This is a genomic window from Pseudomonas sp. Eqa60, from assembly GCF_018326405.1.
In the GTDB taxonomy this organism is placed as follows: domain Bacteria; phylum Pseudomonadota; class Gammaproteobacteria; order Pseudomonadales; family Pseudomonadaceae; genus Aquipseudomonas; species Aquipseudomonas protegens.
Map to the genome: position 1 here is coordinate 6,029,450 of NZ_AP024342.1, position 14,348 is coordinate 6,043,797.

The 14,348-nt window shown below is 65.3% G+C and carries 11 protein-coding genes and 1 pseudogene; 3 read left to right on the forward strand and 9 right to left on the reverse strand.

Annotated elements, in window-relative coordinates; all coding sequences use genetic code 11:
- The first annotated feature begins 6 nt into the window (after nucleotides 1–6).
- Nucleotides 7–297, forward strand: coding sequence for a HigA family addiction module antitoxin (locus KI242_RS27315; RefSeq protein ID WP_072444991.1), 291 nt, complete (start codon nucleotides 7–9; stop codon nucleotides 295–297).
- A gap of 3 nt (nucleotides 298–300) precedes the next feature.
- Here the strand turns inward: KI242_RS27315 and KI242_RS27320 are convergent, their stop codons facing one another.
- Nucleotides 301–852 carry a DJ-1 family glyoxalase III gene (locus KI242_RS27320; RefSeq protein ID WP_077934814.1) on the reverse strand — a complete coding sequence of 184 codons (552 nt, stop codon included), beginning with the start codon at nucleotides 850–852 and terminating at the stop codon, nucleotides 301–303.
- 66 nt (nucleotides 853–918) lie between these two features.
- Entirely contained in the window at nucleotides 919–1,368 is a 450-nt protein-coding gene (locus KI242_RS27325; RefSeq protein WP_077934815.1) for a DUF4879 domain-containing protein, read from the reverse strand.
- 206 nt (nucleotides 1,369–1,574) lie between these two features.
- On the opposite strand from KI242_RS27325, the gene KI242_RS27330 reads away from it, so the two are divergent.
- Both KI242_RS27330 and trmA read left to right on the forward strand, forming a co-directional pair.
- Nucleotides 1,575–2,867, forward strand: a complete 1,293-nt coding sequence (locus KI242_RS27330) for an NCS2 family permease (RefSeq protein WP_077934816.1) — start codon at nucleotides 1,575–1,577, stop codon at nucleotides 2,865–2,867.
- Nucleotides 2,864–3,943 carry a tRNA (uridine(54)-C5)-methyltransferase TrmA gene (gene trmA, locus KI242_RS27335; RefSeq protein ID WP_152686463.1) on the forward strand — a complete coding sequence of 360 codons (1,080 nt, stop codon included), beginning with the start codon at nucleotides 2,864–2,866 and terminating at the stop codon, nucleotides 3,941–3,943. Before KI242_RS27330 ends, trmA begins: the two co-directional genes overlap by 4 nt.
- A gap of 508 nt (nucleotides 3,944–4,451) precedes the next feature.
- Here the strand turns inward: trmA and KI242_RS27340 are convergent.
- From KI242_RS27340 to KI242_RS27370, 7 genes and pseudogenes are all read right to left on the reverse strand, one after another.
- The gene (locus tag KI242_RS27340; RefSeq protein WP_123431478.1) at nucleotides 4,452–5,792 is read right to left on the reverse strand and encodes a TolC family outer membrane protein; all 1,341 of its coding nucleotides are present in this window, start codon (nucleotides 5,790–5,792) and stop codon (nucleotides 4,452–4,454) included.
- Nucleotides 5,789–7,138, reverse strand: coding sequence for an HlyD family type I secretion periplasmic adaptor subunit (locus KI242_RS27345; RefSeq protein ID WP_212805705.1), 1,350 nt, complete (start codon nucleotides 7,136–7,138; stop codon nucleotides 5,789–5,791). Before KI242_RS27345 ends, KI242_RS27340 begins: the two co-directional genes overlap by 4 nt.
- Nucleotides 7,135–8,918: pseudogene (locus tag KI242_RS27350) on the reverse strand (type I secretion system permease/ATPase). Before KI242_RS27350 ends, KI242_RS27345 begins: the two are co-directional and overlap by 4 nt.
- 218 nt (nucleotides 8,919–9,136) lie before the next feature.
- A complete protein-coding gene (locus KI242_RS27355) occupies nucleotides 9,137–9,754 on the reverse strand; it encodes a heme acquisition protein HasA (protein ID WP_011063600.1) in 618 nt (205 codons plus the stop codon).
- 83 nt (nucleotides 9,755–9,837) lie between these two features.
- The gene (locus KI242_RS27360; RefSeq protein WP_212805706.1) at nucleotides 9,838–12,543 is read right to left on the reverse strand and encodes a TonB-dependent receptor; all 2,706 of its coding nucleotides are present in this window, start codon (nucleotides 12,541–12,543) and stop codon (nucleotides 9,838–9,840) included.
- A 131-nt stretch (nucleotides 12,544–12,674) separates the two neighbouring features.
- Nucleotides 12,675–13,688, reverse strand: a complete 1,014-nt coding sequence (locus KI242_RS27365; RefSeq protein ID WP_015637124.1) for a FecR domain-containing protein — start codon at nucleotides 13,686–13,688, stop codon at nucleotides 12,675–12,677.
- A 63-nt stretch (nucleotides 13,689–13,751) separates the two neighbouring features.
- Nucleotides 13,752–14,273, reverse strand: a complete 522-nt coding sequence (locus KI242_RS27370) for an RNA polymerase sigma factor (RefSeq protein ID WP_011063603.1) — start codon at nucleotides 14,271–14,273, stop codon at nucleotides 13,752–13,754.
- Nucleotides 14,274–14,348 lie beyond the last annotated feature (75 nt).

Consider the following 14,348-nt stretch of genomic DNA (forward strand, 5'->3'; position numbering starts at 1 on the left):
AGGATCATGCCCATCCACAACCCGCCCCACCCCGGTGACACCCTGCGCCTGGATATCTTGCCCGAACTGGGCATCAGCGTGACGGAGCTCGCGCGGCATATCGGCTACGCCCGCCCGCACCTGTCCAAGGTGTTGAACGGCCATGCGCCAATCCGCGCGGAACTGGCGGTCAGGCTGGAACGCGCCGGAATCGGCAAGGCCAAGGTCTGGCTGGCGGTACAGGCCGATTACGACATCTGGCACACCGAGCAGGAACTGCAACCGGTGATCGAGCCCATCGTGGCCCATGTTGGCTGAGCCCTAAACCAGCAGCTCTCCAGCCACCTTGGCGCGCTTGCCGCGACCGCACAGCGCTTCCACCAAGGCCAGGGCAAACGCCAGGGCCGCGGCGGAGCCCTGGGCGGTGATGCAGTTACCGTCCACCACCACCGGCTGGTCGACAAAGGTGCAGCCCAGCAGATGATGGCTGGCGCTGGGCAGGCAGGTCATGCGCCTTTGGCGCAGCACGCCGAAGGATTGCAAGGCCAGGGCGGGGGCTTCGGCGATGCCGGCGAACAGGCGTCCCGCTGCGGCCTGATCCTTGAGCAGTTGCTGCAGCGGTTGATGGGCCGCCAGGTGCTGGGCGCCCACCGCGCCGCCGGGCAATACGATCAGGTCGAAGCGTTGGGCCAGCACGTCCACCAGCATGGCGTCGGCGGTCAAGCGGGTGCCCCGGGCGCAGGTGAGCATGCGCCGGCCTTCGACGCTGGCGGCCAGCACTTCGACTTCGGCACGGCGCAGTACGTCGATCAGGGTCACGCTTTGCAGGTCGTCGATGCCTTCGGCAAGGGTGACCAGGGCTCTGAAGGTCATGGGGATGACTCCGCGTGGAGGTCTTTAGAGCTTAGTCAGCTTTGCCGGCTGCCGTTCAGGGCGCCGTCACTTGATGTAGATCTGCGCGCCCAGGCTGTTGCCCGGGGCGTTGAGCGAGGTGTTGCGAAAGCTGAAGGTGCCCTCCTGCTTGTCCGCCAGGTCGAAGACATAGACATAGCCGACGGTAGTCCCCGAGTTGCCGCAGGGCACATAGCTGGAGCCGTCCTCGCACACCGGCGAACGGGTGCCATCGACCTCAAAGCCGTCCAGGGTCACATGGGGCTCGCGGCCGTAGCCGATCTCCAGCACGTAGACCTTGATGTTCGGGCCGTTGTGATCGCACTGGGTCCGTTCACGGCCGTCGGAGACATCCTCCAGGCCGCAGGAAGGTGACAGCACCTTGAGAATCTCCACCCGGCTCAACGGCGGGGCCGAGCGCGCCATGGCCGGGGCCGCCAGCCAGCAGGCTGTCGCGCCGAGCAATGCCAGGGCTGTCATTTTCACTGTGCTGCGCATAAATCCCCCCTAAAACCAGGGCGCAGTATGCGCTACTTGCCAGCGCGGCAAAACATCGCCGACGATCGCAGCCATTGGCCCACGCTGCTGGTATGATGCGCGGCTTTTTCCGACCCAGAGCAAATCCGCAGGCACCTTATAAAGTCTGTGCTTTGCTGTTGGAGTCGATACATTCACGGCGCCCGGCGGCGCCACGGGGAGCAGACATGCTGGAAAGGCTGTTTCAACTCAAGGCACACAACACCAACGTGCGCACCGAGATTCTTGCGGGCGTGACCACCTTCCTGGCCATGGCCTACATCCTTTTCGTCAACCCGAGCATTCTCGGCGAGACGGGCATGGACAAGGGCGCGATCTTCGTTGCCACCTGCCTGGCGGCGGCCATCGGTTCCACCGTCATGGGCCTGATCGCCAACTACCCGATCGCCCTGGCACCGGGCATGGGCCTGAACGCCTTCTTCACCTACACCGTGGTCCTGCACATGGGCCACACCTGGCAGGTAGCCCTGGGTGCGGTATTCATCTCGGCGGTGCTGTTTTTCATACTGTCGATCTTCAAGATCCGCGAATGGATCATCAACAGCATCCCCCTGCCCCTGCGCTCGGCCATTGCCGCCGGTATCGGCCTGTTCCTGGCGCTGATCGCCCTGCATAACGCCCAGATCGTCGTGGGCAACGAGTCGACCCTGGTCGGCCTTGGCGACCTGAGCAAACCGGCCCCCATCCTCGCTGCCCTGGGTTTTGCCCTGATCGTGGCCCTGGAAGCCCTGAAAGTGCGCGGCGCGGTGCTGATCGGCATCCTCGCGGTGACCGTCGTCTCCATTCTCATGGGCGTCACCCCGTTCGGCGGCGTGACCTCGATGCCACCGTCCCTGGCCCCGACCTTCCTGCAACTGGACATCAAGGGCGCCCTGGATATCGGCCTGATCAGCGTGATCTTCGCCTTCCTGTTCGTCGATCTGTTCGACAACTCCGGCACCCTGATCGGCGTCGCCAAGCGCGCCGGGCTGATGGGCAAGGACGGCCACATGCCGAAAATGGGCCGGGCGCTGATCGCCGACAGCACCGCCGCCATGGCCGGTTCCTTGCTGGGCACCTCGACCACCACCAGCTACATCGAATCCGCGGCGGGCGTGAGCGCCGGCGGCCGCACCGGCCTGACCGCCATCGTGGTGGCGATCATGTTCCTGCTGGCGCTGTTCTTCTCGCCACTGGCAGCCAGCGTGCCCGCCTTCGCCACCGCACCGGCCCTGCTGTTCGTCGCTGTGCTGATGACCTCGGGCCTGGCAGAAATCGACTGGGAAGACATCACCGTCGCCGCTCCCGTGGTCGTCACCGCCCTGGCCATGCCGTTCACCTATTCCATCGCCAACGGCATCGCCTTCGGCTTCATCGCCTGGACCGTGATCAAACTGCTGTCGGGCCGTGCCCGTGAGCTGAACGCGCCCCTGGTGATCCTGTCGATCCTGTTCGTGATCAAGCTCGGTTACCCCGCATGACTTTTGACGCCGCAAGCTACACCACCCAGTTGAATGACAAGGTCGCGCGCTTGCGCGACCTGCTGGCCCCCTTCGATGCGCCCGAGCCCCAGGTCTTCGACTCGCCCCTGCAGCACTTCCGCCTGCGGGCAGAGTTCCGCCTGTGGCGCGAGGCCGGGGAACGGCACTACGCGATGTTCTCCCAGGACGACAAGCGCACGCCGATCCTCATCGAGGAGTTCCCCATCGCCAGCCAACGCATCAACCAGTTGATGCCCCGGCTCAAGGCCGCCTGGCAAGCCAGCGCGCCCCTGAGCCACAAGCTGTTCCAGGTGGAGTTCCTCACCACCCTGGCCGGCGACGCGATGATCACCCTGTGCTACCACCGCCCGCTGGACGAGCACTGGCACAAGGCCGCGAGCCAGTTGGCCGCCGACCTCAAGGTCAGCGTGATCGGTCGCTCCAAGGGCAAGCGCGAAGTCATCGGCCAGGACTACGTAGTGGAAAAGCTCGAAGTCGGCGGGCGTACCTTCAGCTACCGCCAGCCCGAAGGCGCCTTCACCCAGCCCAACGGCACGGTGAACCAGAAGATGCTCAACTGGGCCCATGAAGCCCTGGGCGAGCGCCAGGACGACCTGCTGGAACTGTACTGCGGCAACGGCAACTTCACCCTGCCCCTGGCCACCCGGGTGCGCAAGGTGCTGGCCACCGAGATCAGCAAGACCTCGGTGAATGCGGCCTTGAGCAACCTCAGCGAAAACGCTGTGGATAACGTCACCCTGGTGCGCTTGTCGGCCGAAGAGCTGACCGAAGCCCTGAACGAAGTTCGGCCGTTCCGACGCCTGCAGGGCGTGGACCTCAAGAGCTACGAATTCGGCAGCGTGTTCGTCGACCCGCCCCGGGCCGGCATGGACCCGGACACCTGCGAACTGACCCGGCGCTTCGACAACATCCTGTACATCTCCTGCAACCCGGAGACCCTGGCGGCCAACATCGCCCAGCTGCAAGACAGCCACCGCATCACCCGCTGCGCGCTGTTCGACCAGTTCCCCTGGACCCACCACATGGAATCCGGAGTCTTGCTGACCCGCCGCTGATTTGCCCCGCTCCCCAACGGCCATCCTCGAGACGGCCGTTGTCATTCCGCAGCCCTCCGCCTCCGTAGGAGCGGGCTTGCCGGCGAAGAGGCCCTGAGCCTTGCGCTGTTCAGACGGGCGCCTTCGCTGGCAAGCCAGCTCCTACAAGGCCAAACCAGACGTAACGCCCCCCTCCGTAGGAGCCGGCTTGCCGGCGAAGAGGCCCCTGAGCCTTGCGCCAATCCAGCCGGCGCCTTCGCTGGCAAGCCAGCTCCTACAAGGCCAAACCAGACGTAACGCCCCCCCCTCCGTAGGAGCCGGCTTGCCGGCGAAGAGGCCCCTGAGCCTTGCGCCAATCCAGCCGGCGCCTTCGCTGGCAAGCCAGCTCCTACAAGGCCAAACCAGACGTAACGCCCCCCTCCGTAGGAGCCGGCTTGCCAGCGAAGAGGCCCCTGAGCCTTGCGCCAACCCGACCGACGCCTTCGCTGGCAAGCCAGCTCCTGCAGGGGTAGGTGCGGGCGCAGTGGTGTCAGCCCAGGGGGCGGAAGTAACCGGCCAGTTGCTGCAGGTCCTGTTCGTTGAGCAGGCCGGCGTAGTACTTGAGCTGGATCCGCGCCAAGAGGTAGGCATGACGGGCATCCGCCAGGTCGCGGCGGGCGGTGAACAGTTGTTGCTCGGCGTCCAGTACATCCAGGTTGACCCGCTCGCCGCCGTGCACGCTCTTCTGGGTCGCGGTCACCAGGGCCTCGGCGGAGCTGACGGCCATTTCATAGGCCCGGACCTTGGCCGCGGCGCTGGTGTTGAGGTTGAACTGCTTGCGCAGTTCGTTGAGGGTGGTGGCGGTCTTGGCATCCAGTTCGAACTGGGCCTGGGACAGCTGGCTGGCCGCCTGGCGGGTCGAGGCCGATACCGAGCCACCGGCAAACAGCGGCAGGCTGACCTGGATGCCCACGGTATTGGTGTCGTACTTCTGGTTGTAGGAGCTTTCCGAATCGGAACTGGTCTGACGGCTGCTGGCATACAAACTCACCTTGGGCAGGTGCCCGGCGCGCTTGCGCTCCACTTCATACTCCGCCACTCGCAGCGCCTGCTGCTGGGACGCCAGGTCCGGGTTGTTGGCCATGGCCAGGTCACGCCAGCTGTCGAAGCGGTTGGGCAGCAGCGGCTGGATCTGGAACTGCCGGGTCAGCGGATCCAGTTCGTCGATCTGCAACGGTTCGCCGACTATGGCTTGCAGCTCGCGCAGGGCGGCATCCTGCTGGTCCTGGGCCTCGATCTCCTGCGCCAGGGCCAGGCTCAGCCGGGCCTGGGTCTCCAGCACATCGGTGCGGGTGCCCTCGCCGCCCTTGAGCAGGCGCTCGTTGAGCTGCAAGCGTTCGGCGTAGGCACGCTTCTGCGCCCGGCTCAGTTCGATACGCTCCTGGGCCAGCAGCGCCTGGCTGTAGGCACTGAGCAGGCGCACCGCCAGTTCCTGGCTCTTGCCGCGAAAGCGTTCGTCGGAAAACAGCGCCTGGGCCGAGCCCTGGCGGTAGCGCGCATAGGCTTCGTAGTCCAGCAGCGGTTGCTGCAGGGTCAGGGTCGAGGCGTAGCTGCGGTAGTCCCGGTCATTGGTGACATCACCGCGAACGGTCTCCTGGGTCACTTCGGACTGGTTGCGCGAATTGTTGTAGCTCCAGGACAGGTTCGGCAGCAGCCCGGCACGGCCGATGGCCCGGTTCTCTTCCCCGGCATCGCGCTCCTTGATCGCCGCCTGGAAGGTCGGGTCATTGCGCAAGGCCAGGTCATAGGCGTCCAGCAACCCCAGGGCCTGGACCGACGTGCTGCTCAACAGGCACAGCAGGGGCAGGTAGTAGCACCAGGCTCGAATCATTCTTCCACCAACGCCATGTGAGTCCGATCCAGCAAGGGCTTGAACAGGTAATTGAGCATCGAGCGTTCGCCGGTACGGACAAAGGCTTCCACCGGCATGCCCGGGCGGATCTGCAAGCCCTGCAACTGCTGCATGCCCTGGGCGCTGACCGTGGCCCGCAAGGTGTAGTAAGGCTCCTCGGTGCGCTCATCCACCTGCCGGTCGGCGGACACCAGGGTCACCTCCCCCGGCACCCTGGGCGTGGTGCTCTGGTTGAAGGCCGAGAACATCAGCTCCACTGGCAGCCCCGGGTGCACCTTGTCCACCAGTTGCACCGGCACCCGCGCCTCCACCAGCAACGGCTCATCCTGGGGCACGATGTCCATCAGCGGCTGGCCCGGCTTGATCACCCCACCTTCGGTGTAGACCTCCAGCCCCACCACCACCCCGGCGGCCGGGGCACGTACCTGGCTGTTGGCCAGTTCGAACTCGGCGGACGCCAGGCGATTGCGCAGGTCTTCGGTACGGATCCGGGTATCGGCCAACTGGCTACGCAGGTCTTTCTGAAAATCCTCGCTGGACTGGCGGATGCGCAGGCGCAATTCGAGGATCTGCCGCTGCAACTGGCCGATGCGGCCGAAGTCCTCGGCGATCGAGCCGTCGATCTGCGCGTACAGGCGCTCGCTGTCCAGCAGCCGGTTGCGCGGGATGTAGCCGTCCCGGGCCAGTTCCCGCAGGCCTTGCAGCTGTTCGTTCAAGGCACTGCGCTGTTGCCGCTTGCTGGCCTGGGAATCCCGAGTACCCCGCAGTTGCGCCTCGGAGCCGGCGATGGTCTCGGCGATCCCTTGCTGTTCCATGCTCAGGGCCTGGCGCCGGCTGCTGAACAGCTGCCGTTGCAGGGCCAGGCTGGCGACCACGTCCGGCTCGCTGGCCAGGGCCTGAAGTTGCGGGTCGAAGACGATATCGCTGGCGCCATCGCGCTCGGCATTCAGCCGCGCTTCGCTGGCCAGGGAACCCAGGTACTGGCTGCGCAGGGATTGCATCTGGGTGCGCAGCGGCGTCTCGTTGAGGCGCAGCAGCACCTGCCCGGCACTGACCCGGTCGCCCTCCTTGACCTCGATCCGCTCGACGATGCCGCCGCTCTGGTGCTGCACGGTCTTGCGATGGCCCGAGACCATGACCTTGCCCGACACCGCCACGCCCTTGTCCAGCGGCGCCAAGGCGGCCCAGCCGATGAACCCGGCAAAACCTCCCAGCACCAGGAGCCAGCCGAGCCGTGAGTACTTCCTGTCGTCCAGGGACAATACATTGCTGGCGGCTGGCCCAGCGACCGGCGCAACAGAGCCTGTGGATACACTCGCCTTCATGCTTTTTTCCCTTCGCCGCCGGCCACGCCCAGGCGGTAATTCATGTTCAGACTGGTCACCGGATTGCTCACCGGTACAGCTGGCGGCGGCGCGGCCTTGGCCTTCTGGTTCGCCTCCAGCACCCGTGCCGTCGGGCCAAAGGCTTGCAACTGGCCCTCGCGCAGGATCATCAGTTGGTCGGTGAGGGTCAGCACGTTGGGCTTATGAGTGATCAGCACCAGGGTCCGCTGCCGTTGCTTGAGTTGGCTGATGGCCTGCAGCAGCGCCTGCTCGCCGGCTTCATCAAGGTTGGAGTTGGGTTCATCGAGCACGATCAGCGCCGGCAAACCGTACAACGCGCGCGCCAGGCCGATGCGCTGGCGCTGCCCGCCGGACAACCCGGCACCGCCCTCGCCCAGGCGCGTGTCATAGCCCTGGGGCAATTGCAGGATCAGTTCGTGCACCCCGGCCATTTGTGCGGCCTGCAGGACCTGATCCGAGTCCAGCTGGGCAAAACGCGCGATGTTCTCGGCGATGCTGCCGGCGAACAGCTGGATGTCCTGGGGCAGGTAACCGATATGCGGACCCAGTTGCTGCCTGTCCCACTGAGCCAGGTCTGCGCCATCCAGGCGCACCTTTCCCGTCAGGGGCATCCAGGCACCGACCAACAGCCGGGCCAGGGTGGACTTGCCGCAACCGGAAGGGCCGATCACCCCCAGCACCTGGCCGGCCTCCAGGGTGAAACCGAGGTTGCTCAGGGCCGGGCGCCGGCTGCCAGGGGCACAGGCACTCAGCTGTTCGACGCTCAACTTGCCCTTGGGCGTCGGCAGGCTCATGCGCGCCGGCCGTGGCGGGTTGGCCTGCAACAGCTGCGACAGGCGCTCGTAGGCCAGGCGCGCCGAGCTCCATTGCTTCCATACCGCGATCAACTGGTCGATGGGGCTGAGCACGCGGCCCATTAGGATCGAGCCGGCGATCATCATCCCGGGGTGATCTGGCCCTGCACCGCCAGCCAGGCGCCCAGGCCCAGCACCAGGGACTGCAGGGCCATGCGCACGCCCTTGGACCAGGCGCTGATGGTGGCGGTCTTTTCGCTGGCCAGGTTCTGCTGGGCGAGAAAGCCCTGGTGGCCGATGAACCAGCGCTCGCGCAGGGCACCGAGCATGCCCATGGCTTCGATCGCGTCGGCATTGCGCAGGTTGGCGGTGGCCTGCTGGCTGGTGATGATCGACAACTGGCTGGCCTGGGCCAGGGGTGCCTGGCAGATATGCTGGTTGATCCAGGCCAGCGCCACCAGCAGCACCGCGCCGGCCAGGGCCAGCAGGCCGAGCCAGGGGTGAAAGAGAAAGATCACCAGCAGGTAGACCGGAAACCAGGGCGCATCGAAGAACGCGAACAAGGCATTGCCGGTGGCGAACTGGCGCAGCGCGGTCAGGTCGTTCAAAGCCTGGCCGGCGGCCTGGGGGCTGCCCTTGAGCTGGGCTTCGAAAGCGGCGTCATACACCCGCTGGTTCAGGCGCATGTCCATCTGGGTACCGAGGTGGATCACCACCTGGCTGCGCACCCACTCCAACGCCCCCATCAGGCCGAACAGGCCGAGGATCATCAGCGTCAGCATCAGCAGGGTCATCTGATTGCCCGAGGCCAGCACCCGGTCGTAGACCTGCAGCATGTAAAGGGCCGGGGCCAGCATCAGCAGGTTGATCACCGCCGAGAACAGGCCGATGTTGAAAAAGCCGCCCTTGTAGGCCGTCAAGGCCGCCAGCGTCTCGGAAGCGGCAAGTGGATTCGGCCTGCTCATCAAGGTGTCCTGTGGAGAGTGTAGGGTTACAGGGCCTTCCGCTCGGGCAGAGCGGAACGACAAGAGGCGCGCCCGGTGCGTTGACAGGCACCACGGCGCTCCCCAGAATTTGCCACCGCCGCCGCCCTGGCCTTCGAAAACTCGGGCGACGGAGGTGAGTCAAGCCAGCGAATGGAGGAGCGATCCTGCATTCGCTTTTTTATGCCTCAGGCCTGCACTCAGGCGGCCAGCGCCCAGTCCTGGGCCACGTCCTGCACACCCACCAGGCCAACATCGGCAGCGGCTGCGGCAGCCGGATTGACGTGAGCAACGCCAGCAGCGGCCAGGTCGTCGAAGGTGGAGTTCACCGACAGGCTTGGGTCGATCGCCTTGAGCAGGGCATCGATCTCGCCGGCCAGCGCCGAGCTGTCGCCACTCATCAGGCCGTAGACCACCTTGTGCACTTCGCCTGCACGGCCTTCTTCCTTCAGGCTGTTGAGGCCCAGGTTGGTGAAGCTGACTTCCTGGCTGACCAGGTTGTAGTTGCTGCCCGAACCACCGGCGAGGGTGTCGCCCAGGGAGATAGTGTCCACCGAGCCCCAGAGGGTGTGGCTCGGGTTGCTGAACAGGGTGTAGTGCAGGTTGCCGTCGGCGACGAAGGCCGCATCACTGGCGGTGCTCTTGATGGCGTACTGGGTGCCGTCGAACGGGCCCGGGTTGAAGCCACCGGTGTTGGTGCCGTCGACCACTTCGCCTGGGCGGTGGTTGACGTCGCCGAAGTAGGCCGACCAGTCAGTCAGGTATTGCGCAACAGTATTACCGCCGTAGGTAGCGCTGTAAGAGATCGAAATGCTCATGCAAAACTCCAATACATTAGGGGGGTCATGTCCGCAGCACGCCACTGCCTGCTGCGGTTTTGCCCATCAATGGGCAAAAGCGGTCAGAACTGATACTCCACGGTGCCCTGCAAGGTCCGGCCACGGCCGAGGGTGAAGGCCAGGACATCGCCGAGGGGCACCAGGTAGGCGCGGTCGGTGACGTTTTCCATGGCCAGGCGCAGGGTCAGTTCTTCAGTGGCCCGGTAGCTGCCATACAGGTCGTAGACGGTGTAGGGCTTCCAGTCGGCCGGGTAGACGCCGGTCTGGCTCACGGTGCCGGTGGCGGAGCCGGCGATCGAATAGCCGGCGCTGTAGCGGGCCCGGGCGCCGATATCCAGCTTGCGGTCGAAAAAGCGTGCGCCCAGGGTCAGGGTGCCGCGGTCCATGGGCATGTGTTCGGCCGAACCGAGGATCGCCGCATTGCAGCGGCTGGCATTGTTGGCCGCATCATCGGGGCGCATGCCGGTGACGATCGCACCACGCCCACTGCCATTCTTCACCGGCTGGGTCACGCCTCCCAGCCAGGCGATTTTCGTGCAGAAATCGTTGTCGCCGATCATGCGGGTGTAGTTCAGCTGGCCGTAGGCGCGGCCGGCGTCATAGTCCAGCTGGTACTCCACGCCCTTGAAGCGGGTGCTGCTGAGGTCGTTGACATAGGCACTGTTGCCGATGCCGGGCGAGCCGTAGCCAGGGGGCTGCACACCCATGGCCATATAGATGAAGTCATCGACCCGGGTATCGAAGTACGCCACCTTGATCCCCAGGCGGTCATCGTTGAACCAGAGGTTTTCCTTGAAGACGTTGACCCCCGCTTCCCAGGTGCTGGAACGCTCCGGCTTGAGGAAGGGGTTGGGGAAGGTGCTCTCCGAGCCGCCGCCGTGGGGCCGGCCGGTGATCATGGTTTCGGTCACCGCCGGTGGCCGCCAGCCCTTGCCATAGCTGGCGAACAACTGCAGCCATTCGACGCCCGGCTTGACCGACAGGCCGAAGGTCGGCGAGAAGCGCCCTTCCTCGTTGTCGATGTCATAGGCCACCGGCACCGAAATCTGCCGGGGCGTCTTGCCGATCACGAAGGTGCGGGTGTTGATTCCGGTCTCGCCCCGCAGGCGGTAGCGGTCGTAGCGCAAACCGGCGTTGAGGTTCAGCCAGCCGTCGTAGTCGAAATCCAGGCGGGTGAACAGGCTGCCCAGGGCACGATCGCCCTCGGGGGTCATGCTGGCCGCGGGCGAAGCGCTGACCGCCGACCCTTTGGGCACCGGCTGGCTGGAGTCGGGGCGGACCTTGTCATAGAAGAATTCCAGGCCGTAGTTGGCCTTCAGCGTGGCCAGCTCGCCGAGCGCGAAGGTCGAGGTGTTCTGCGCCTGAGCGCCATAGGTGTCGGTCTGGTAGGTGATCGAGTAGCCGGGGCTGCTGCGCCGGGTCAGGGTGCTCTGGTCGTTGCTGTTGTCGACATAGTAGAGCTTGGCCTTGAAGTCGATCAGCGGGTTGTCCGGGGTGTAGCTGTAGTCGAGGCCGAAGTTCTGCGAGCGCACATCGCTGCTGCCGAGCTTTTCCCAGAGCTGTTGCTGGTTCTCGACGTTCATCATGTTGGCGTCGTCGTAGGACACCTGGGTGGTCAGGTAGCTCAGTTGCAGACGCTGGTCCTGGGGCAGGTTGAGCCCCAGCTTGGCCAGGCGCGAACGCATCACGGAAGCGGAATAGGCCACCTTGGAATTCTTCACCCGGTCATTGATCGACGGGTCCATCCAACTGCCGGTACGCAGCTCGCCAATGCCGCCCTTGGTCCCCGGGTTGTAGTCCCCCAGGTGCCGTTCACTGGCGGCCAGCAGCATGTCCCAGACCTCGGTGCCGATGGCGAAGGCGGTGCTGCCGATGAAATGGGTACCGTTGCTGCGGCCACCCAGGCCGCTGGTCACGCGGATCCGGCCACCGATTTCCTGGCCGGGCTTGAGCAGGTCACGGGCTTCGACGGTGCGAAAATTGGCGACCCCGCCAATCACCCCGGCGCCGCCCATGGTCGAAGTGGCGCCCTTCTCCACCACCACCTCGGAGAGCAGCTCGGGGTCGACGTAGAGGGTGCCGTTGCGCTGCTGGTGGCCGCTCTGCTGGTAGTTCTGGCGCATGCCGTCCACCGACATGTTGACCCGGCCATAGTCCTGGAGGCCGCGGATATTCACGGACAGGCCCGGGTCCTGCTGGCTGACTGCCGAATACACACCGGAGGTTTCCTCCAGCATGTCGGCCGCGTGCCGGGGCGGGTTGCGATCGAGCTGCTCGCGGCCGACCACGCTCACCGAACGTGGCGCGTTATACACCCAGTCGCTCTGGCGGCCTTCGAGGTTGCCGGAGATGGTGGTGGGCGCCAGGGCCAGGGCGCCGTCACGGCCGGTTTCCACCCGGTTCAGGGTCACTTGGCGCTCGCCGGTGAAGCGGTACTGCACCGGCGCATTGCCCAGCAGCCGCGCCAGGCCCTCCTCGGCGCTGTAGCGGCCCTTGAGCGGCGAGCTGTGCAAGCCATGCAGGCGCAGGCTGTCGAACAGCACCTGCACCCCGGCCTGCTCGGCAAACACCAGCACCGCACTGCCGAGAGCCTGGGCGGGGATATCGAAATCCATCTCGCGTTGCTGCTGGGCGCTCTGTGGGGCTGCACCCACAGGCTCTGCCGCGTGCAGCAAACCGCCTCCTGCCAACAGCCCTGCGACGCCCAAGTGAATGGCCAGGGCCAAACGACTTGCTGCGTGAATTCCAGTGCGACTGCCTACCCTCATGTCCCTTGTTCCTGCGCTGGCTATTTTTGTTTATGCGAATGCATCTCAATTAGCTAGACGTGCCAGGCAGGAAAACTCAGTAAGGTTTTTTTGAATTATTTTGCACAAGGGTGGAAAAAGGCCCGCAGGCCTCAGTAAATCAGGCTGACGCCGGCCAGGTCGAAACGCTGCACCTGCAATTCCTGGGTCAGGGTAACCAGGGCTGCATCGAGCATGTCCAGGCGGAAGACACCGCTGACCTGACGCTGGGCCAGGGCACTGTTGGTCAGCACCACCCGCCCGGGCCGATAGCGATTGAGGCGCTCCACCACCAGGCCCAGGGGCTGGCGGTCGAACACCAGGACGCCGCGCCGCCAACTGGTAGCCCGCTGCAGGTCGAGCCCATCAAGCGCCACCACCCCCGACTGCGGGTCATAGCGTACGCTCTGCCCCTCTTGCAGCACCCGCTCGGAGGCCCCACGTTGCGCCGGGGCATCCAGGCTCACCGCGACACTGTGCTGCAACACGCCGACCCAGGCCTGTTGAGCACTCTCGCGCCCGACCACGAAACGGGTGCCCAGGGCGCGGGTCTGGCCGCCGGCACTCTGCACGATAAAAGGTCTTTTTTCCTCGCCGGCCATAGGCGCCACGTCAAACACCGCGGAGCCGGCCAGCAATTGAACCTGGCGCTTGTCGCCGCTGTAGTCCAGGCGAATGGCGCTGCCCGAATCCAGCTCCACCTGGCTGCCATCGGCCAGTTGTACGGTGCGCACCTCGCCCTTGCCGGTAAGGTAGTCAGCCTGCAGGTACAGCAGCGCCTGCGGCCCTTGCAGCCAGCCCAGGGCCACCGCCAGTACCAGCATCGCCACGCTGGCGGCCCGCACCAGCCGGCGTCGACGGCGCGGGCGCGGTATTGTCGCCGCAGGCCGCGCCGCCTGGCGCCGTGGTGGGGCAGTGGCCGCCAGTTCGGGGTCCAGGCGCAACTCGCCCAGGGCCTCCCAGGTCTGCCGGGCAAACACCAGAGCCTGGGGATGACGCGGGTCGGCGGCCTGCCATTGGGCAAGCTGCGCCTGCTCGGTGGCGCTCAGGCCTCCCGCGTGCAAACGCACCGCCCAGTCGGCGGCGGCCTCGGTGATACTGCGCTCTTGCGGACCCTGGCTATTCACGTGTGAATCTCGATTTCTCGTTATATATAAGCAGTGACGTCTGACCCCGACTTTTACCGTAACTCACTCGTCGACCGGCCGACCGTCGGTAGCCTGCAAACGCTGCATCACATAGGCCAGCGCCCGGGACAGGTGCTTTTGCACCGAGCTGTCGGAAATATTCAGGTGCCGGGCCACCTCGGCGTGGGTCATGCCTTCGATACGGTTGAGGCGAAAGATTTCCTGGGTCCGCGGGGGCAGTTCCATGATCGCCTGTTTCAGTGCCTTGCGCTGTTGCTGCGCCATCGCCTGAGCCTCCAGCCCGGCCGCCTCATCCTCGATGTCGGCCAGCACTTCATGGGGCACGGTCTCGGTCTTGCGCCGCGCCTCCTGACGTACATGGTCGATCAGCAGATTGTTCGCCGTGCGGTAGAGATAGCCCTGGGAGTTGTCGATACGCTCGCCGCGCGTGTGCTCGGCCAGCCGCAGGAAACTCTCCTGCACCAGATCAGCGGCCAACTGCGGGTCCCGTATCTTGCGCGCCAGGTACCCACGCAAGGCAGCGGCATGCTTGAGAAACAGTCCCTTGAGATCCACGTCCGACAAACCGACTCCCTGGAACATGAAGGAAATTGCCGGGCATCTTACGGTCAGTCGAGAATGATTTTCAATTGATATAAG